The 18,465-nt window shown below is 67.5% G+C and carries 15 protein-coding genes; 5 read left to right on the top strand and 10 right to left on the bottom strand.

The features are described 5' to 3' along the window. The 3 genes from VGV37_RS07945 to VGV37_RS07955 form a co-directional block, all read left to right on the top strand. Positions 1-183: hypothetical protein (locus VGV37_RS07945; RefSeq protein WP_326879112.1), on the top strand; the 183-nt coding region annotated here is incomplete at its 5' end. A gap of 150 nt (positions 184-333) precedes the next feature. Then, complete coding sequence (locus VGV37_RS07950; RefSeq protein WP_326879113.1) at positions 334-1,986, top strand: EAL domain-containing protein; 1,653 nt, start codon at positions 334-336, stop codon at positions 1,984-1,986. A gap of 41 nt (positions 1,987-2,027) precedes the next feature. Further along, positions 2,028-2,387 carry a hypothetical protein gene (locus tag VGV37_RS07955; protein ID WP_326879114.1) on the top strand — a complete coding sequence of 120 codons (360 nt, stop codon included), beginning with the start codon at positions 2,028-2,030 and terminating at the stop codon, positions 2,385-2,387. Positions 2,388-2,393: 6 nt separating this feature from the next. On the opposite strand, the gene VGV37_RS07960 is transcribed toward VGV37_RS07955, so the two are convergent. After that, positions 2,394-2,873, bottom strand: a complete 480-nt coding sequence (locus VGV37_RS07960; RefSeq protein WP_326879115.1) for an Lrp/AsnC ligand binding domain-containing protein — start codon at positions 2,871-2,873, stop codon at positions 2,394-2,396. Positions 2,874-3,017: 144 nt separating this feature from the next. Here VGV37_RS07960 and VGV37_RS07965 point away from each other — a divergent pair, with 144 nt between their 5' ends. Continuing rightward, the gene (locus VGV37_RS07965) at positions 3,018-4,028 is read left to right on the top strand and encodes a 1-aminocyclopropane-1-carboxylate deaminase (protein WP_326879116.1); all 1,011 of its coding nucleotides are present in this window, start codon (positions 3,018-3,020) and stop codon (positions 4,026-4,028) included. A 3-nt stretch (positions 4,029-4,031) separates the two neighbouring features. Here VGV37_RS07965 and VGV37_RS07970 read toward each other — a convergent pair whose 3' ends face one another. From VGV37_RS07970 to VGV37_RS07985, 4 genes are all read right to left on the bottom strand, one after another. Further along, on the bottom strand, positions 4,032-5,408 hold the full coding sequence (locus tag VGV37_RS07970; RefSeq protein ID WP_326879117.1) for a tetratricopeptide repeat-containing glycosyltransferase family protein: 1,377 nt from the start codon (positions 5,406-5,408) through the stop codon (positions 4,032-4,034). Positions 5,409-5,794: 386 nt separating this feature from the next. Further along, positions 5,795-8,419, bottom strand: a complete 2,625-nt coding sequence (locus VGV37_RS07975; protein WP_326879118.1) for an ATP-binding protein — start codon at positions 8,417-8,419, stop codon at positions 5,795-5,797. 91 nt (positions 8,420-8,510) lie between these two features. Beyond that, positions 8,511-10,166 (bottom strand): HAMP domain-containing methyl-accepting chemotaxis protein, encoded by a 1,656-nt coding sequence (locus tag VGV37_RS07980; RefSeq protein ID WP_326879119.1) that lies wholly within the window; start codon positions 10,164-10,166, stop codon positions 8,511-8,513. 61 nt (positions 10,167-10,227) lie between these two features. Next, positions 10,228-11,490, bottom strand: coding sequence for a hypothetical protein (locus tag VGV37_RS07985; protein WP_326879120.1), 1,263 nt, complete (start codon positions 11,488-11,490; stop codon positions 10,228-10,230). Between the two features lie 95 nt (positions 11,491-11,585). On the opposite strand from VGV37_RS07985, the gene panB reads away from it, so the two are divergent. Continuing rightward, on the top strand, positions 11,586-12,404 hold the full coding sequence (gene panB, locus VGV37_RS07990; RefSeq protein ID WP_326879121.1) for a 3-methyl-2-oxobutanoate hydroxymethyltransferase: 819 nt from the start codon (positions 11,586-11,588) through the stop codon (positions 12,402-12,404). A 4-nt stretch (positions 12,405-12,408) separates the two neighbouring features. On the opposite strand, the gene VGV37_RS07995 is transcribed toward panB, so the two are convergent. The 5 genes from VGV37_RS07995 to cobA form a co-directional block, all read right to left on the bottom strand. Continuing rightward, the gene (locus tag VGV37_RS07995) at positions 12,409-14,418 is read right to left on the bottom strand and encodes a HAMP domain-containing methyl-accepting chemotaxis protein (protein ID WP_326879122.1); all 2,010 of its coding nucleotides are present in this window, start codon (positions 14,416-14,418) and stop codon (positions 12,409-12,411) included. 232 nt (positions 14,419-14,650) lie between these two features. Beyond that, positions 14,651-15,454 carry a lysozyme inhibitor LprI family protein gene (locus VGV37_RS08000; protein ID WP_326879123.1) on the bottom strand — a complete coding sequence of 268 codons (804 nt, stop codon included), beginning with the start codon at positions 15,452-15,454 and terminating at the stop codon, positions 14,651-14,653. Beyond that, positions 15,451-16,554, bottom strand: coding sequence for a pesticin C-terminus-like muramidase (locus tag VGV37_RS08005; RefSeq protein ID WP_326879124.1), 1,104 nt, complete (start codon positions 16,552-16,554; stop codon positions 15,451-15,453). Before VGV37_RS08005 ends, VGV37_RS08000 begins: the two co-directional genes overlap by 4 nt. Positions 16,555-16,663: 109 nt before the next feature. Beyond that, positions 16,664-17,554 carry a polyphosphate kinase 2 gene (ppk2, locus tag VGV37_RS08010; RefSeq protein WP_326879125.1) on the bottom strand — a complete coding sequence of 297 codons (891 nt, stop codon included), beginning with the start codon at positions 17,552-17,554 and terminating at the stop codon, positions 16,664-16,666. A 27-nt stretch (positions 17,555-17,581) separates the two neighbouring features. Continuing rightward, positions 17,582-18,370: a uroporphyrinogen-III C-methyltransferase gene (gene cobA, locus VGV37_RS08015; RefSeq protein WP_326879126.1), complete on the bottom strand. Its 789-nt coding sequence runs from the start codon at positions 18,368-18,370 to the stop codon at positions 17,582-17,584. Positions 18,371-18,465: the final 95 nt, after the last annotated feature.

Genomic DNA, 18,465 nt, shown 5'->3' on the forward strand with positions numbered 1-18,465 from the left:
TTCGACCCGGCGATCGGCCAAGCCTCGACGCTGGGACAATTGGAAGCGCTGGCAGGCATCACCGACGAGACCCGGATCGAATTCTGGCTGATGTTCGGCGGCATCGAGAACGAGGCCGAACGCCTGGCCGCCGGCGTCGCCGAACTGAAGCGCCGCATCCGCACGACCGGACTGATGGCCTGAAGCGAGCGGAATCCGCCGGGATTTCACGACCCAGGGTCGAGAAGCGCGGACGACGACCCTTCTCACGGTCGCCGGGGTGTGTCACGTTTTCCCTCATCCGGCGCCATTCGGCCGGGGTTCTCGGTCGTGCGCAGAAGACGGGATCGCGGCATGCCGCACTTGCTGAAGCAGGAACGCGATCGTTTCGTGGGTTTCGCCTTCGCGACGGCCCACCTTCTGCTCGAAATCGACCTCTCGGGCCGGGTCCTGTTCGCCGCCGGCGCGTCGTGCGGGCTGGTCGATGGGCCAGCCGAAAAGCTGATCGGCCAAGCGCTCGATGGTCTGGTCGCGGCCGAGGACCAGGAATTCCTGGGTCACCTCGTCGAGCGCCTGGTCGCGACCGGCTCGATCGGCCTGACCCGCGTGCATCTGCACGCGATCTCGGGCAAGGACGTCGAATTCATGCTGGGCGGGCGGCGCACGATCAGCGGCGAGCCGGTGTTGCACCTGGGGCTGATCCTGGCCAGCATGTTGACCCGCGCGCCCGAGATCGCGGGCCAGACCGCGGCCGAGCGCTTTACGGCCGCTGCGTCGCACCGCCTGGCCGTCGCGGCCGAGGCCCAGATCGAGGAGGGTATGACCTTCCTGATGCTGAACGGCCTGCAGCGGCTGGCCGAGGAGCGCGGGCCTGCCGCGCTGGCCAAGGTCGTGCCGCAACTGATGGCGTACCTGCGCTCGGTATCGGCCGGCGGCGACCTGGCGAGCCCGCTGGCGCCCGGCAAGTTCGGACTGGTCCGGGCGCGCGGCGTCAGCGAAGCGGAGGTCATCGCCGGCCTTTCGAGCATCCTGGAACGCGCCGCCCTGCCCTCGCCGATCCGGGTGTTCGACCTGTCGTTCGATGCAGGCGGCCTGGACGAGGCGGATTCGGCCCGGGCGCTCGCCTATTCGATCCGCCGCTTCACCGATGCGCGCTCCGGCGACTTCAACGTCCGGTCGCTCAAGGACGGCGCGTCCGCCCTGCTGGCCGAAACGGTGAAGCAGGTCGCTGCCGCGCGCGGCGTGATGGCGCAGCGCCAGATCGAGGTCGTCTACCAGTCGGTCGTACGCCTGAAGGATGGGCGCACCCATCATTTCGAGGCCTTGTCGCGCATCTCCGGCGTCGCCTCGATCGGCCCCTGGATCCGCTTTGCCGAGGAAACCGGGCTCATCCAGGATTATGACCTGATCCTCGCCGAGGAAGTGCTGTCGACCATGGCCAGCCACGAGAAAGGCGGCTGGCAGCCGATGATCGCCATCAACCTGTCGGCCCAGTCGCTGCAGAGTGCGCTGTTCCGCGCGCGCTTCGACAGCGTGGCCGCCGCCCATCCGGCCCAGGCACCGCGCCTGCTGATCGAGGTGACGGAGACCGCCAGCGTCACCGACTATCCGGCCATGGCCGCGATCCTGCGGGCGCTGCAGGCGCGCGGGCATCGCATCTGCATCGACGATCTGGGCGCCGGCTCGACCTCACTCGAAACCCTGCGCGCGCTGCCGGCCGATTTCGTCAAGATCGACGGCCCGTTCCTGCGTGCCGCGCTGAACGACCCGCGCGAATTGCAGACGTTGCAGACCGTGGTGCAGATGGCGCTCGCTCATGGCAGCGAGATCATCGTCGAGCAGGTCGAGAATGCCGACCACGTGGCGTTGGCCAGCAAGATCGGCGCGAATTACGCGCAGGGCTTCCTCTATGGCCGCCCGACCACGGACATCATCGCCTTCGGCCGGGACGCGCCCGATCCGCAATGGCAGCCGCTGCCCTATGAGAAGAGCCGGAAACCCGTGTGATGACACTCGTCATTCCGCGGCTTCGGCGCTAGACGAGGGCCATGATCCGATACCGTAACATCCTTCTGGCAGGCCTGCTCCTGGCCGGCCCGGCGGTCGCGGCGCCCCGGCAACCGCCGAGCGTCGCCGAATGGATCGCCATGACGCCGCAGCAGCGCATGGCGCTGCGCGAGGAAACCCGCTCGTGGGACGCCGGCGAACGCAGGGCCTTCTGGTCGCGGTTCGACGATGAGTTGAAGGCGATGAAGCCCAGCCAGCGCCAGGCGCTGTCCGACCAGGCCGCCGCCCAGATGCGCGCCCAGGTTCCCGCAGCAGCGCCGGAAACCGCGCCGCCCGCCGGCAAACTGCCCAAGGCGATCGCATTGCCGCCGCCGGGCGACCTGACCGGTCAGCCCGACTGACGCGCCTCAGAATTCGAGCGGTGCATTGTCGATCACTTCCTTCATGACGAAGAAGGTCCGGGTCTGACGCACGCCGGGCAGCCCGATCAAGGTATCGCCGTGCAGGCGATTGAAGTCGGCCATGTCGCGCACCCGGATCTTGAGGAAATAGTCGAAATCGCCGGCGACGAGATGGCAGTCGAGCACGATCGCCAGCCCGCGCACCGCCGCCTCGAATGCGGCGAAGCTTTCCGGCGTCGAGCGGTCGAGCACCACGCCGACGATGACCAGCGCGCCCTTGTCGACCCGCTGTGGCACGACCTGCGCGCGGATGCCGCTGACATAGCCCTCGGCGAACAGGCGCTGGGTGCGACGATGGCACGTCGCCGCACTGGTGTTCACCCGCTTGGCGATCTCGGCATTGCCCATACCGCCATCAGCTTGCAGCAGGCGGAGAATCTTCAGGTCGATCCGGTCGAGTTGGGAAGCGACGGAAGAGTCTCTCATTTATTCTCTCATTTTCGACAAGAGTATCCGTATATGGCAAATATATACGGTTCATCTCTGAAAATCAGGCCGAAACTCGAGAGCACCTTTCATTCCGCATGGCTTATCCTTCGCCCACCTCACCGCTAGAGCGAAAGGCCCGCCATGCTCCGCAAATTCGACCGTTATCCCCTGACCTTCGGCCCGACTCCGATCGAGAAGCTGCCGCGGCTCTCGGCCCATCTGGGCGGCGGCGTCGAGATCTATGCCAAGCGCGAGGATTGCAATTCCGGCCTCGCGTTCGGCGGCAATAAGCTGCGCAAGCTGGAATATATCGTGCCCGACGCCATCGCGAGCGGTGCCGACACGCTAGTGTCGATCGGCGGCGTGCAGTCGAACCACACGCGCATGGTCGCCGCCACGGCGGCCAAGATCGGCATGAAGTGCCGGCTGGTGCAGGAGAGCTGGGTCCCGCACGAGGACGCGGTCTACGACCGGGTCGGCAACATCCTGCTGTCGCGCGTCATGGGCGCAGACGTGCAACTGGTCGACGAGGGCTTCGACATCGGCATCCGCGCCAGCTGGGAGGCGGCACTCGAAGACGTCAAGGCCAAGGGCGGCAAGCCCTATGCCATCCCGGCCGGCGCGTCGGTCCATAAGTACGGTGGCCTCGGCTACGTCGGTTTCGCCGAAGAGGTGCGTGCCCAGGAGGCCGCACTGGGTTTCGCGTTCGACTATGTCGTCGTCTGCACCGTGACGGGCTCGACCCACGCCGGCATGGTCGTGGGTTTCGCCCAGGACGGCCGGCAACGCCGCGTCATCGGCATCGATGCCTCCTGCACGCCCGCCCAGACCAAGGCCCAGGTGCTCGACATCGCGCAGAAGACCTCGGCCCTGGTTGGTGGCCGGGACATCACAGCCGACGATGTCGTGCTCAACGAGGATTACGCTTACCCGGTCTATGGCGTGCCATCCAAGGAAACCGTCGAGGCGATCCGTCTTTCGGCCCGGCTGGAGGGCATGATGACCGACCCGGTGTACGAGGGGAAATCGATGCAGGGCATGATCGACCTCGTGCGCAAGGGCTTCTTCCCCGCCGGCTCGAGGGTGCTCTACGCCCATCTGGGCGGCGTGCCGGCGATCAACGGCTACGGCTATACCTTCCGCAACGGCTAAGGCTCAGCGGCCGACGAGGGCGCCGCGCACGGCAGTGATGACCGGCGCCCAGTCGCCCAGGCGGTCCTGGTTGAAGATCCGCATCGTCGGGTACCAGAAGGTCCGGTCCTGCTTCCAACCCCAGCGCCATTCGGACGTGGCGCGGTTCAGCATCCAGGTCGGCTGGCCGAGCGCGCCGCCCAGATGGGCCGGCGCGCTGTCGATGGTGATGACCAGGTCCAGGTTGGCGATGATCGCAGCGGTCTCGGCGAAGTCGGTGAGCGCCGCCGACAGGTCGGTCACGCCGGCCCGCGCCAGGATCGCCGTTTCCTGGTCGTCGAGCGGCCCCTGTTGCAGCGCGAACCAGCGACAGCCGGGCACGCCGAAGAGCGGCAGGAACTGGTCGAGCGGGATCGAGCGCCAGCGGTCCTCGGGCATGCCGGTCGAGCCGCGCCAGACGAGCCCGACTTTGGTGCCGGCGCCCATGCCGAATTGGCCCTTCCAGAAGGCCGCGCGATCCGGGGGGGCTGCCAGATAGGGCTGCTGGGGCGGTTCGGCGCCAGGCCGCGCCCGATAAAGCATGGCCAGGCCCTCGACCCACAGGAAATAGCCCGGCCGGTCTTCAAGCGAATCCTCGGTGGTCATCACCCGGATCCGGGTCGACCCGGTTTGGGCCAGGATCGGTGCCGCACGCACGAGCGAGACCAGCGCCGGCTGGACGATCAGCGTGATCTGGTCCGGCCCGGCGGCCAGCACCCGATCGAGATAGCGGAAGTAGTGGATGGTATCGCCGTTGCCGCCATGGCTGAACAGCACGATCTCCTGGCCGGCCAAGGGTTCGCCGCGCCAGCGCCGGTGCCCGGTGCCGTGCATCTGGCGCCAGCGCACGTCCAGATCGTCCGGCAGGCTTGCCTCGCACAGGCGCCAGGCTTCGTCCCAGTCGCCGGCGAGGAAGCGGGTCCGCCAGATCCGATCGCCCAGGCCGGTGCCATCGTCGAGCCGCGTCTCGGCCGCCTCGAACGCGGCGATGGCATCGACGAACCGGCCCTGATGGGCGAGGGTCAGGCCCAGATGATGCCAGGCGTCGCCGTAGCGATCGTCGAGGGCGAGCGCCTGACGGAAATGCGCCTCGGCCTCGGCCGGCACGCCCAGCGACCGGCTCGCGATGCCCAGGTAATAGGGAATGCGGATATCGCGGCCACCCAGTGCCCAGGCCTGTTCCAGGCAACCCGCCGCTTCGGCATCGTTGCCGATCTGCTGCAGGAAATAGCCCGCCTCCGCCCACAGCGCCGGATCCTCCGGCCGCTCGCGCAACCGGTCGACGATCTGCGCCTGGGCCGCCTCGACGTCGCCCGCCTCGATCATCGCCGCAGCGGCGATCGCCATCTTGCCGATTTCCACCGAGTTCTCTCCGTTGCGATCTGCCGACGATCATAGGGCCGACGGAGGCCGATCCGCAAATTCGGGCGGTACCGACGATCGTTTCCGACACCGACGACCGGGTCTCCGGATGCCGCTTTATCGCCGCAAACGATTGGCGGAACATTCGTGATACCCCGCCGCCAGCGAGATCCCGCCAAGCGCATCCCCGCGCCGACGTGTCGCGCAGCATCGACGATGCGGATTCCAGCTGCAGAAACAGGGCTATGCCGAGGCGTTCGGCAATCCGCATCTTTCCTCATCATGGCCGGGCTTGGCGGAATTCATCTCAGCCATTTGAAGCTTGGGGAAATATGGACACCCCCGAGCGTCTCCGCGGAATGAGGGCAAATGAGCAACCGCGGATCCTACCGCCGTGTCGGTAGCGGGACGACGCGGACGCTGGCATCGACCGGGAACCGGTCCGCCAGGGCTGCGAGTGCCCGTCGCGCGGCTTCGGTCAGCACGGCCAGATGCTGATCCAGTTCGTCGCCGTCCGCCTTGTCGCGCAAAGTGCCGAGGCGCCGGGCAGCGCGTTCCAACTCGGCACAGCCGAGGTTGCCGGCGAGGCCGGCCAGCGCCTTGCCGTGGCCGCGGGCAGCCGTCGCATCGGCACGGGCGAGGCCGAGGGCCGCGATTTCGGTCTCGACGCTGCGGCGGAACACGCCGACCAGCTCGGTCGCCTTGACGAGGCCGATGCGGCCGATCAATCCGTCGAGCGTCCGTTCGTCGAGCACGGCGACCGGCGGTCGCACCGGCCCCTCGCTCTCGGACGCGGTCAGCCGGTCGATTGTCGCCAGCAGGTGCGGCTCGTCGATCGGCTTGGCGACATAGGCGTCCATGCCGGCCGCAAGGCAGCGTGCCGCATCCTCGGCCGACGCATTCGCGGTCAGCGCCACGATCGGCGTATGGCGCGCCGCCCCTTCGTCGTCGCGGATCGCGCGGGTCGCGTCGATGCCGTTCATCACCGGCATCTGGACGTCCATCAGCACCAGGTCGTAGGCGGTCCGCCTGAGCGCCGTCACCGCGGCGACACCATCGTCGACCACGTCGACCAGATGCCCGCTCGCCTCCAGGATCGCCGCCACCAGGATCTGGTTGGCCACGACATCCTCGGCCAGCAGGATGCGGCGCGGCGGGCGCGCGGCGTTCGGGTCGACGACCTGCGGGGGTGCTGCGACGGCGAGCGGCAGTTCGACCCAGAACAGGCTGCCCCGGCCCTCCTCGCTCTCGACGCCCAGTGTGCCGCCCATCAAGTCGACCAGCTTGCGGCAGATCGCGAGCCCCAGGCCCGAGCCGCCATAGCGCCGCGTGTTCGTGCCGTCGACTTGGCTGAATTGCTGGAACAGCCGGTCGAGCTTGTCGGCGGCGACGCCGATGCCAGTATCGATCACCTGCAGGCAGAGCAGTTGCGGCCCGTCGCCCCGGGCCTGGTAATCGATCCGCAATTCGATCGAGCCCGTCGGGGTGAACTTGACGGCGTTGGCCAGCAGATTGAGCAGCACCTGGCGGATGCGGGTCGCGTCGCCGGCCAGGCCCGCCGGCACGGTCGGCGCCACGGCGATCCTGAATTCCAGGCCTTTGGCTTGAACGCCGTGGCGGACCACCGCCGCCGCCGCGTCGACCAACGCACGCGGGGCGAACGGCGCAATTTCGAGATCGAGCCGGCCGGCCTCGGCATTGGCATAGTCGAGCACGTCGCCCAGCACGGCCAGCAGCGCCTGGGCCGCTTCCCGCTGCAATTCCAGGAACCGGCGCTGGTCCGACGGGCTGAGCTCGGTCTTCAGCAGCAGATCCGAAAACCCGATGATGCCGGTGAGCGGCGTGCGCAATTCGTGGCTCATGGTCGACAGGAACTGGGTCTTGGCGACCCCCGCCACCTCGGCCTTGGTGCGCAGCGCTTCAAGTTCGATCGCCTGCCGATCCAGCATGCACAGCAACTCGTCGCGCTCGGCCGTCCGCTCGATCAGCGCGTCTGCGCGCGACGTCGCCTCGGCTGCGAGCACGTCGCGCAACCGCTCCGCCTCGACCAGCGTCTGGGAGATCGGTCGGATGCGCCGGGCGACCTCGGTTTCGAACGCCCATTCGGCGATCATCATGCCTTCGGTCGCCTGTGCGACACGCTGGTAGAGTCGGCCGACCTCGCCCAGGCATAGGCCCAGCAGGCAACCTGCGGCGGCCAACGCTTCGAGCCGCCCGGCGTGCCAGCCGAGCGTGCCGCGAATCCCGCCCGCCAAAGTCAGCAGATCGTCGAGCATCAGCGCCAGGATCGACAGGCCGAAGAACAGCTGCAGGCTGGTTCTGACTCGGGTCCAGCGCCAGAGCAGGACCAGGGTGACGAGACTTTCGATCGCGAGGAACGGGCCGACACCGGCGCCGACGGCGGCACGATAGTCGCCACCCCGGACGATCGCCGGGCTGACCCAAGGGGCCGTCATGATCAGCACCGTCGAGATCGCGACCAGGGCGGCGATGGTCGCGCGCATGCCCCAGACCAGGATCCGGGTCTGGTTGGTCGCACATGGCGCCCGCGGCGCCGACCGGTCCGACCAGGCAAAGCCGATCGCGGCGATCGGCAGGCCGCCGTGCCACAGCAGCCAGCACCAGGCCGCAACCAACAGCGCACGGTCCGGCGACAGGTTCGAAATGAGCAGGTCCGGCATCGACCAGAGCTGCAGCAGCTGGATGGCCGCGGCATAGAGCGTGCCGGCGGCGATCCACAGCAGCGACAGGGTGCGGCTCGCCAGGAAATGCCGGACCAGCAGATGGGCGGTCAGCAGATAGACGAGCGCCGACAGGGTCTGCCCGATGACCAGGAAACCCGGCGCGGTCGGCCATCTCTGGTCGGCGATCGGCAGCACGCCGGCCGCGAACGCCATCAGCAGCAGGGCAAGCGCGCCGGCCAGCACCATCTGGCGTGCGGTCCGCGGCCGGGTCGCCAGAAGTTCGCCGGAAACGGACACCGGCGGAAAGTGCGGATGGGACGACGTCACGGATGAGGGCTCCGAATCCCCTTGATGTCCGCAACTTTTGCGCCGTACCGCACCGATTTGCAACGACAACCGCCCGGGGGCGGCCCGTCCGTCAGGACGCGCGCGCCGCCGCCAGGAACTCGTTCAGGCTCTGGGTCAGCAGGTCGGACTGGCGCACCAGATCGCCGGCAGCACCCAGGATGCTGCTGGCGCTCCGCCCCGTTTCGCCGGCGATACGCGTGACGCCGATGATGTTTTCCGAGACCTCGCCCGCCCCGGTCGCCGCCTGCTGCACGTTGCGCGCGATCTCCTGCGTCGCCTGGCCCTGCTGATCGATCGACATGGTCATGGCCCCGGCGATCTCGCTGATCTTGGCGATCGTCGACTCGATGCCGTGGATTGCCGAGACGACTTCCTGGGTCGCGGTCCGGATCGCCGTCACCTGAGTGGTGATCTCCTCGGTCGCGCGCCCGGTCTGGGCCGCCAGGCTCTTGACCTCCGATGCGACGACGGCGAAGCCCTTGCCGGCGTCGCCGGCGCGAGCCGCCTCGATCGTCGCGTTCAGCGCCAGCAGGTTGGTCTGGGCCGCAATGTCGCTGATCAGCTTGACGACCTCGCCGATGCGCCCGGCCGCCGCCTCCAGATGCTCGACCTTTGTCGAGGTGGCGCCGGCCTCCTGCACCGCCCCTTCGGCGACGCTCGCCGACCCTGCCGCCTGGCGACCGAGCTCACCGATGGATGCGGTCAGTTCCTCAGCGGCCGCCGCGACCGTCTGGATGCTGACCGACGTCTCTTCCGACGCGGCCGCGACCGCCGACGTCTGGCCGGTCGCCGTCTCGGCCGCCTCGGCCATGGACCGGGCATTGCGCTCGACCTGGTTCGCCGCACCGGCGACCGAATCCGCGATGGTCTTGACGCTGCTTTCCAGCCGGCCGGCCAGTTGCAGCAGGGCGTGTCGCCGGTTTTCCTCGGCCAACCGCTTCTGCTCCTCCCGCTCCGTCTCGATCCGGGCGACGTCGGCGGCCGTGTCGCGGAACACGATGACCGAGGCCGCCATGGCGCCGATCTCATCCTTGCGGTTGGCAGCCGGGATCTGGATGCCGGTTTCGCCCTCGGCCAGGCGCCGCATGACGTCGGTGATGCCCAGCAGCGGGCCGACGACCATCCGGCGCAGCAGGAAGGCCAGGATGCCCAGCAGCGCCAGCATCACGACGAGCGCCACCACCGTCTGATTGCGCAGCGCCTTGGACACTGCCGCATTCTGGGCGTCGAGGCTCCAGGCGATCGCCAGTGCGCCGATCACCTTGGTGCCGCGCAGGCTCATCACCGGCACCGCGACGATCAGATGGGTCGGCGTCTCCTTGACCAGCGGCGTGCCCTTGGCGAGCACGTCGGGCGCGTCCTTGAGGACCTGCGTGAGATCGACCGGCGTCAGCTTCTGGCTTTCGAACTTCAACAGCAGCGTGCCGTCGTCGTTGAACGAGGCGAGGCTCGCAAGCTGGGTATCGGGCGCGTCGGCGATCGGCTTGTACTCGGTCTCGATCGACGAGCCGTCATGGCCCATGAAGCCGATCCGCATCGCGTTGCCCAACTGCGTCGTCTTGGCGGTGAGGTCCGACACCGCCAGATCGACCAAGCTGGCGCGCTGATCGCTCGCCTGCAGCCCGATCATGACGAGGAAACCCACCAGGATTGCCGCCGTGAAGGCAGCCCCGAACTTGCGCTCGATCGTCCATTTGACCCGAAGCACCCGCGCGAATAAGCCCATTCCCACTCTCCCTCGTGTCCCGCCGGGCGGGACTGCGTTCGAAACCTGGTTTCCCCGGCTTTTATTGCCCGCTCGCCGCCCGTATCAGCGCAGCCTTCTCATCGCCGCCGACCGATCGCAACCACGGTTGAAAATCTGTGCCGACCAATTCGTTGAACAGGCCCACGCCCGGCCTGCTGCGGGTCTTGCGTGCCCAGTGGATGACCGAGCCGAGCGCTGCCTGGTCGAGCATCCAGTTGAACGGCCATTCGATCTCGAGCTTCGCCAGCACGAACAGCCGGATCCGTTCAAGCAGGTCCGACCCGCCGGTCGTCGGCCGGAAGATACCGAGCACCGCCGGATAGCGCGAGCACGGTCCCGCACCGTCATGGCGAAAGCAGGCGAAGTCCAGCCCCGCCGCGGCATCGGCCAGCGCGTCGAGCGGCTGCAGGAATTCGACGTCGGCATCGAGCAGGACCAGCGGGCGGTCGTAGCGCCGCAGCAGCGCCGGCCCTTGGAGAAAACGCGCCGAGGCGTAATAGGCGCCGCTCTTGAATGGGCTTGCCGCCTCGGTCGTCAGATTGAGCGTCAAATCCGGTGCCCCGGCCGCCAGGCGCCGGAATAGATCGCGGCTCGCCTCGTCCGCCTCCATCACATGCAAATGCAGGGTCGCCCCTGGCATGTGGGCGGCGGCACTCGTCACGAAGCCGGGGCCGAAGCGCTCGAAATAATTCCGGTCGCACGCGGTCGCGAGAACGTAGGGCCGCGCGCCCGCACCGACATCGCAATCCTGGACGACCTCGGGCAACCGCCGGACGAGTGCCGCGGGCTCGGCCAGCCCGGCGACGAAATCGGCATCCTCGATCAACGTGCCCTGGCGATAGGCAATGTTGAAATGGCTGTCGGCGCCGATCGGCAGGCTGCCGGCCCGGGCCGCGACCAGCCGCTTGAAAAGGTCGAGCCGGGCGAAGGCCGCATCCTCGGACCCTTCCAGCAGATCGACGCAGGCCGCCTGGTATGACGAGGACGGCTTGTAGGCGCTCGCCTCGGGCAGGCCGTCGTCCAGTGCCTTCAGATGACCATGCAGGCGATAGGTCATGAGCACGCCCAGCGCTTCATGGCAGAACAGGAACCCGTCGCCGCGCCGGCGTTCGCGGTAGTCGGCCAGCCCGATGAGATCGCCCAGCCGCCCTTGAAGCGCCAGCGCGAGCGCCAGCCCCCGCCAAGCCTCGTCATCGGTCGGCGTGGCATTGACTGCCGCCAGCAACAACGTCGCGGCTTCGGCATAGCGCCGCGCGTTCATATGGCCGACGGCCTGTTCGACCAGGGAAGGCGCCGTGCTCATGACATGCCACCCGCCCGGCGTGCCGGCGAAACGCTTGCGGCAACGCGCGTTGGCCTGATAATGCGCGCATTCCGACCGGAGGAGATGAGGTTCCGATGAGCGCCCACACTACAGTGCCCCGCCGAACGGTCCGCGATATCATCAAGGGCGGCACGCCCAGCGTCTGGCTGACCGCCTATACGACGCCGTTCGCCAAGCTGATGGATCCCCATGTCGATGCGCTGCTGGTCGGCGATTCGCTGGGCATGGTGCTGTATGGCCTGCCGAGCACGCTCGCCGTGACGCTCGACATGATGATCGCCCATGGCGCCGCCGTGGTGCGGGGTGCCGCCCGCGCGCTGGTCCTGGTCGACCTGCCGTTCGCCAGCTACCAGGCCTCGCCGGAACAGGCGTTCCGCAATGCCGCCCGCGTGATGGCCGAGACCGGCTGCGGCGCGGTCAAGCTCGAGGGCGGCGTCGAAATGGCGCCGACCGTGAAATTCCTGGCCGAGCGCGGCATTCCGGTCTGCGGCCATGTCGGCCTGATGCCCCAGTCGGTCAATACCGCCGGCGGCTTCCGTGCCCAGGGCAAGGACGAGGCGCAGGCAGCCAAGGTCATGGCGGATGCCCGCGCGATCAGCGACGCCGGCGCCTTCGCGCTGGTCATCGAAGGCACGGTCGAACCGGTCGCCCGCGCCATCACCGAAAGTCTGAAGGTTCCCACCATCGGTATCGGCGCCTCGCCGGCCTGCGACGGCCAGGTGCTGGTGAGCGACGATCTCCTGGGCCTGTTCGGCGATTTCACGCCCCGGTTCGTCAAGCGCTATGCCGAGCTGGCGCCGGCTGTCGACCAGGCAGTCGCGGCCTATGCCGAGGACGTGCGCGCGCGGCGCTTTCCGGGGGTGGAACATTGTTTCGGCGTAAAGCGCGGCTAGGCCGTCAGGCCTGCCGCACCTGCTCCAAAAAGCCGTCGACGGTGGCACGCAGCGCCCCTTCCTGACGACCAAGCCCATCGGCGGCTTCGAGTACGTGGCTTGCAGCCTCCGCCGTCGACAAGGTCGCTTCCGATACGCCGCCGATGTTGCGCGAGACTTCCTTGGTGCCGGCCGCGGCCAGGTTGACGTTCCTGGCGATCTCGGCCGTCGCCTGGCGCTGCTCGGCCATGGCATTGGCGACCTCGTTCGCGATGCCGGTCATCTCGCCGACCGTGCCGCCGATCTCGCGGATGGCGCTCACAGTGCGGCCGGTGACCGACTGCATGGAGGCGATCTGGTTGCGGATATCCTCGGTCGCCTGGGCGGTCTGGTTGGCGAGCGACTTCACTTCCGACGCCACCACGGCGAAGCCCTTGCCCGCCTCGCCTGCCCGCGCAGCCTCGATCGTCGCGTTCAAAGCGAGCAGATTTGTCTGGCTGGCGATGTCGTTGATCAGCAGCACGACCGCCTCGATCCGTTCCGCCGCCTCCGCCAGCTCGCGCACGGTGACGTCGGTGCGGCCGGTCATCTCCGATGCCTTGCGCGCGATTTCGGCCGAGCGGCCGACCTGCTCGGCCACCGTCGAGATCGAGGCCACCAGTTGCTCGGTCGCGGCTGCCACGGCATCGACGTTGGACGAGGCCTCGTCGGACGCGCCGGCGACGGCCTCGGCCTGGCGCCCGGTCTCTTCCGCGGCGGCCGAGACCGCCGAGGACGTGCCGCGCAGGCTTTGCGACGCGGCGCCCAGATCGTGGATGATGCCGGCCACGTCGGTCTGGAAACTGTTGGTCAGCCGGTCCATCGACTGCATGCGCTTGTCGCGCCGTGCCTGGGACGCGGCCTGGGCAACGCCCAGCGCGTCGGCCTCGATAGCGGTCTGCTTGAACACCTCGACCGTCCGGGCCATCTGCCCGACCTCGTCGGCGCGATCCAGCGCCGGTACGGTGATCGACCGGTCGCCGCCGGCCAGCGCCTGCATGACCTGACTGAGACCGACGACCGGCCGGGCGATCGCCCGGCTGATCAGCAGGGCGAGCAGCGCCGCCAGCGCCACCGCGCCGAACGACATCAGCAGGACCGAACGGCCGGCGCGGCCGACGCTGGCGCGAGCGTCCAGGCCTAGGCTGCGCTGCGCCTCGACCGTGCGTTCGACCATGCTCGCGATCGACTGCAGCATCTCGTTGCCGGCATCCGCCAGATCGGTCGATTCGATCTTGCGCGCCTGCTCGTAGGCCGAAATCGCGTCGTGGAAGGTATTGGCCAGCTGGTCCGTGCTCTTGATCACGGTGATGACGCTCTTGCGATATTCCGCGTCGGGCACCCGGATGCGCATCTGGCTGACCGCGTCGATGACCTTGGTCAGCGCCTCCTCGGCCTTGATCTTGAAGGCCGGGTCGTCGTCGCGGAAATAGCGGAGCGCATTGGTCCGCGCCGCCGACGCCTGGCGCGCGACCTCGTTGTTCAGATAGATCGCGATGTCGATCTTGCCGGCATTGGCCAGCGTCTCGACGAAATCGCCGAACGCCTGGTCGATCGTCTCGTCGAGCGGATCGAACTGGTCGCGCAGCAGCGAGCGCTTCTGGTCGAGCAGCTTCGACAGCTGGGCGAACTTGCCCTTGAACACGCCGATCTTGTCGCCGACCTCGCCCAGCGCGCCCTTGATGGTCGCATCGGCGATCTGGCCCTGGGCGTCGCCCGTGCGTTGGGCCGCGTCGTCGATCGCCTTGTTGGCCTGGTCCGGCGTCTTCACGTCGCCCGCCAGGTATTTCACGACCTCGAGCCGGGCGACCGCGACACTGTCCTGGACCGACTGCAGGCGATTGTTGGTCTCGGCGAGAGCGGCATATTGCCCGAAGTTGCCGTCGGCCGCGCGGAACGCCAGCCATGCGGTCAGCACGACGACGATCAACAACAGGATGACGATGCCGAAACCCGCCCCGACCTTGAGCGAAATGCGCCAGTCCGAAAACCGCATGAACCCACTCCCGACAATGTGCTCAGTGCGTTCCCGCCCAACGAGTGCCGGCTCTGACGCCCGGTCAATTCATGGAAATTGTCGCCATGACGCAACGCCAATCTATCGGGAAATGATTTCGGAATCGTTAGGTGTCGCCCCGGGAGCACCCTCGAATCCGTGGAAACGAAATATTTTCCCAAATACCGCCCAAAGGTCTGACTAATTAAATCACCGGGGCTCGAGAAGCCGGTCAGTGCACCGACAGACGCGCGTCATCCGAAACAGGCTTCCAGACTTGGTAGGCGAAATGGCAATCCTGCAAGGCCGCGTCCCGGCAGGCTTTGAATTCGGCGAGCAGGCTGCCGTCGGCCAACGGGATCAGCAGGTCGCTGGGGTTGACGCCGCCCGCCATCACGAATGCGGTGGTCGTGGGCGGCAGCGTCAGCCCGGCCGCCATCTTGTCCCCGCCCGGGATGGCGGCGAGCGTGGTCTTCTGCAGACCGAAGGACGCGCAATAGGGCTTGGCGCTCTGGTCCTTCTGCGTGCACAGCGTACCCGGCCGGCCGATGATCGTGCGATCGAGCTCGGGCAGGCCCCAGCCGACCGCCATATTGTCGACGCGCTCGACCGGCCCGTCCGGCGTCAGGTAGCCGGTCGCCTTCCATTGGCCCTGGAGAATGACGGCATCGGCCGCCTTCAGGACGGGAGACCGGCTGTCGGTCGCCGCCGCGAGTGCCGTCAGATCGTCGAGCCGTTCGGCATAGCGCTGACCGAGGCATGCTGCCTGCGCATCCGGACAGGCGGCATCGCGCGCCGCGATCCAGGCCCGTTGCCGCGCCACGAAATCCTTGCCGACCGCATCGTCATCGATCAGCGCGCGCACCTTGGCATATTGCCGGGCGACCTTGCCGTCGAGCGCCTTCACGGTCGGATCGGCGCAGATCGCCCGATCGACCGGCACCTTGGCCTTGCCGCAATCGATGCCCTCGGCCCGAGCGAGCGAGGGGGCCGCGACCATCAGCAGGCCCAGCGACAAGACGAGATGCCGGGTCACTTGGTAGCTTTCGCGCGGGGATCCGGGATTTCGGCCGGCATGTCGGTCTCGAGAAAATCGGCCTCTTTCCGGACACGCGCCTTGTACCATTCCGGAGTGACGGCATAGTTGCGCAGTGCCGTGACCGCGTCCTTCCATTTGCCGCTGGTCGCGGCGCCGTAGAACGGCTTCGCCAGCGACGTATGGGGCATGCCCTCGCCCTGGTGGAACGTCCGGGAGAACAGCACGGTCTGCCACGTTACCGGCAGGCCGACGAAAGTCGGCACGCCCGGCTTGCGCGGCGAACCGTCCCACGACTTGATCGCCGAGGCGAGCTTCTGGCCGTGCACCGCCAGGTCGATCTGGTCGGCCTCCGCCTTGGTCACGACGGGGACGGGCGCCGTGCTCAACACCCATTTCGCGACCTGGACCTTGGTCATGCCGCCGAACTTGTGGCTCGTGAACGGCTTGCACTCCTTCACAACGTTCGCCGGCAGGCCGTATTTCTGCAGTTCCTTTTCGTTGATCTGCCCGATGTCGAAGCCGGTCGCGATGGTCATGCCGCTCTGGCCCGCGGTGACGCCCTTCTTGTCGAACGGTACATAGCCGCGCAGATACTGCCCGCCTTCCCATTCGCCCAGGAACGCGAAGTTGATCTTGGTGCCGTATGTGCCGTTGAGCGTCGTGTAGACGGTCGCATCCGCCTTGCCGATCTTGCTGGGCATCCGCTTGATGGGCAACGCCCACAAGGTGCGCGCGACCAGCGCCGCCGCGCCCGCGGCCAGAATGTCGTTCGCCGCCGCATGGCCCTGGGGCGCCGTTCCAGCGCGGGTCAGCAGCAGCGTCAGGGTCTGCAGCGCCTGGCGATCGCCATGGCCGACGGCCAGCGGATGGAGGAATTCCGTGGCATCGGCCACCGAGACGAAGCTCTTCGTCCGCGCCTGCCACCGCGGCGGCAACGGCTCCGACCCGATGACGAAATGGCTGAGCCCGGAACGATGGGCCAGCGCATGGTGGCCCATCCAGTGGAAGATCGCGAGATCCTCCAGATCCTCCGGATCGTCCAGGACCGTGGCGTCGGTCCGCGCCTTCGTGATGGTGCCACTGAGATCCGTCACCATCAGCCTCCCGTCTCCGCCGCGCTGGGCAGCCTCGGCAATTTTCTCATTCGCGGCACCTGCCGGCAACCGCTTTAGAGCAGTTTCCGGTGCGGCACAATCCGGGGCAGGCTCAATAGAGCTCCGTCACCCAATGCTGGCTCGATTTCTTCGGTCGCACGTAATCCGTGTCCGGCTGGCGCGGCGGCAAGGCCATCTCGATCGGCTCCAGATCCTTGTAGGGGATCTGGCGCAGCAGATGGGCGATGCAATTGAGCCGTGCCCGCTTCTTCTGATCGGCATTCACGATGTTCCAGGGCGCGAGCTTGGTATCGGTATGTTCCAGCATCCGGTCCTTGGCCTTGGAATAATCGACCCACCGGCCGCGCGATTCCACATCCATCGGCGACAGTTTCCAGCGTTTGATCGGATTGTGCATGCGTTCGACGAAGCGGGCCTCCTGCTCTTCGTCGCTGACCGAGAACCAGTATTTGACGAGATGGATGCCGGACTTGATCAGCATCTCTTCGAACAGGGGGCAGGCGCGCAAAAACTCCTCGTATTCCGCGTCGGAGCAGAAGCCCATGACGTGTTCGACACCGGCACGGTTGTACCAGCTGCGGTCGAACAGCACGACCTCGCCCGCCGCCGGCAATTGGGCGACATACCGCTGGAAATACCACTGGCTGCGCTCGCGCTCGGTCGGCGTGCCCAGCGCCACGACCCGGCAGGTCCGTGGATTGAGGCTTTCGGTGATGCGCTTGATGACGCCGCCCTTGCCGGCCGCATCGCGACCCTCGAACAGCACGCAGACCTTCAGGCCCTCGATCTTGACCCATTCCTGCAGCTTGATCAGTTCGAATTGCAGCCGCGCCAGCTCATCGACGTATTTATAGCCGCGCTTCCTCGTCTTGGGCGGGCTGGCGTCGCCAACCACTTCCCAGCGGTCCTCGATGACCGTGCGCTCCTTGGCGTTGCGCAGGATTTCGCCGCGGAGTTTCGTCGGATCGCGCTTCGTCGCCATGCTTTGCCGCTCCGCTATATGTCAGGTCTATGGGCCGAGACGGCCCAGCCAATCGAGCGCGTCCCGATATTGGACGACCGGGCCGACCACGACGATGGCCGGCGGTTCGATCGCCGAAGCGGCGACCGCGTCGGCGGCGGTGGCGAGCGTCGCGACCAGCACCTGCTGGTCGGCCCGCGTCGCCTTGCTGACGATCGCGACCGGTTCATCGGGTGAACGCCCCTCGGCCACCAACCGTGCCGCGATCGCGCCCAATTGACGAAAAGCCATGTAGAATACGAGGATCGGCGCCGCACGGGCGAGTGCTGCCCAGTCGATGCCCTCGGGCAGCAGCCCTTGCGCATCATGACCGGTAACCAGCGCCAGCACCTGGTTGGTATCGCGATGGGTCACAGGAATGCCGGCATAGGCGAGACCGCCGATCCCGGCGGTGACGCCCGGCACGATCCGGAACGGCACGGAAGCTCCAGCCAGGGCCAGCGCTTCCTCGCCACCACGACCGAACACGAAGGGATCGCCGCCCTTCAGGCGGACCACCCGGTGGCCCGCCCGCGCCAGTTCGACCAGGCGCTTGGAAATGTCGGGCTGGGTCGGCGACGGTCTGCCGCCGCGCTTGCCGGCATATTCCAGGACCGCGTCCGTCCGGGTGAAATCGAGCAGGCGCGCATCGATCAGCGCGTCGTAGACGATCGCATCGGCCGTCTCAAGCGCGTAGCGGCCCAGCAACGTCAACAGGCCGGGATCGCCGGGACCGGCGCCGACCAGCCAGACCGAGCCCGGCGCGAAGTCGGGAAATGCGAAAGGCACGCGGTCCATGGGCGATCCGATATCTCTCGATGGGCTGAAATCAGCTTCCCCAGCCTGCGTCGGATTGCAAGAGGTGGATTCTGCGGGGCTGTGGCACAAGATCT

This window comes from Aliidongia sp. (genome assembly GCF_035943795.1).
Taxonomy (GTDB): domain Bacteria; phylum Pseudomonadota; class Alphaproteobacteria; order ATCC43930; family CGMCC-115725; genus Aliidongia.

What these genes read in the sequence shown, in the direction of transcription:
- VGV37_RS07955 (WP_326879114.1), top strand. Translation starts at nt 2,028, where the DNA reads ATGATCCGATACCGTAACATCCTTCTGGCAGGCCTGCTCCTGGCCGGC.
- VGV37_RS07985 (WP_326879120.1), bottom strand. Translation starts at nt 11,490, where the DNA reads ATGAGCACGGCGCCTTCCCTGGTCGAACAGGCCGTCGGCCATATGAAC.
- VGV37_RS07960 (WP_326879115.1), bottom strand. Translation starts at nt 2,873, where the DNA reads ATGAGAGACTCTTCCGTCGCTTCCCAACTCGACCGGATCGACCTGAAG.
- VGV37_RS08005 (WP_326879124.1), bottom strand. Translation starts at nt 16,554, where the DNA reads ATGGTGACGGATCTCAGTGGCACCATCACGAAGGCGCGGACCGACGCC.
- VGV37_RS07995 (WP_326879122.1), bottom strand. Translation starts at nt 14,418, where the DNA reads ATGCGGTTTTCGGACTGGCGCATTTCGCTCAAGGTCGGGGCGGGTTTC.
- ppk2 (WP_326879125.1), bottom strand. Translation starts at nt 17,554, where the DNA reads ATGGCGACGAAGCGCGATCCGACGAAACTCCGCGGCGAAATCCTGCGC.
- panB (WP_326879121.1), top strand. Translation starts at nt 11,586, where the DNA reads ATGAGCGCCCACACTACAGTGCCCCGCCGAACGGTCCGCGATATCATC.
- VGV37_RS07950 (WP_326879113.1), top strand. Translation starts at nt 334, where the DNA reads ATGCCGCACTTGCTGAAGCAGGAACGCGATCGTTTCGTGGGTTTCGCC.
- VGV37_RS07965 (WP_326879116.1), top strand. Translation starts at nt 3,018, where the DNA reads ATGCTCCGCAAATTCGACCGTTATCCCCTGACCTTCGGCCCGACTCCG.
- VGV37_RS07980 (WP_326879119.1), bottom strand. Translation starts at nt 10,166, where the DNA reads ATGGGCTTATTCGCGCGGGTGCTTCGGGTCAAATGGACGATCGAGCGC.
- cobA (WP_326879126.1), bottom strand. Translation starts at nt 18,370, where the DNA reads ATGGACCGCGTGCCTTTCGCATTTCCCGACTTCGCGCCGGGCTCGGTC.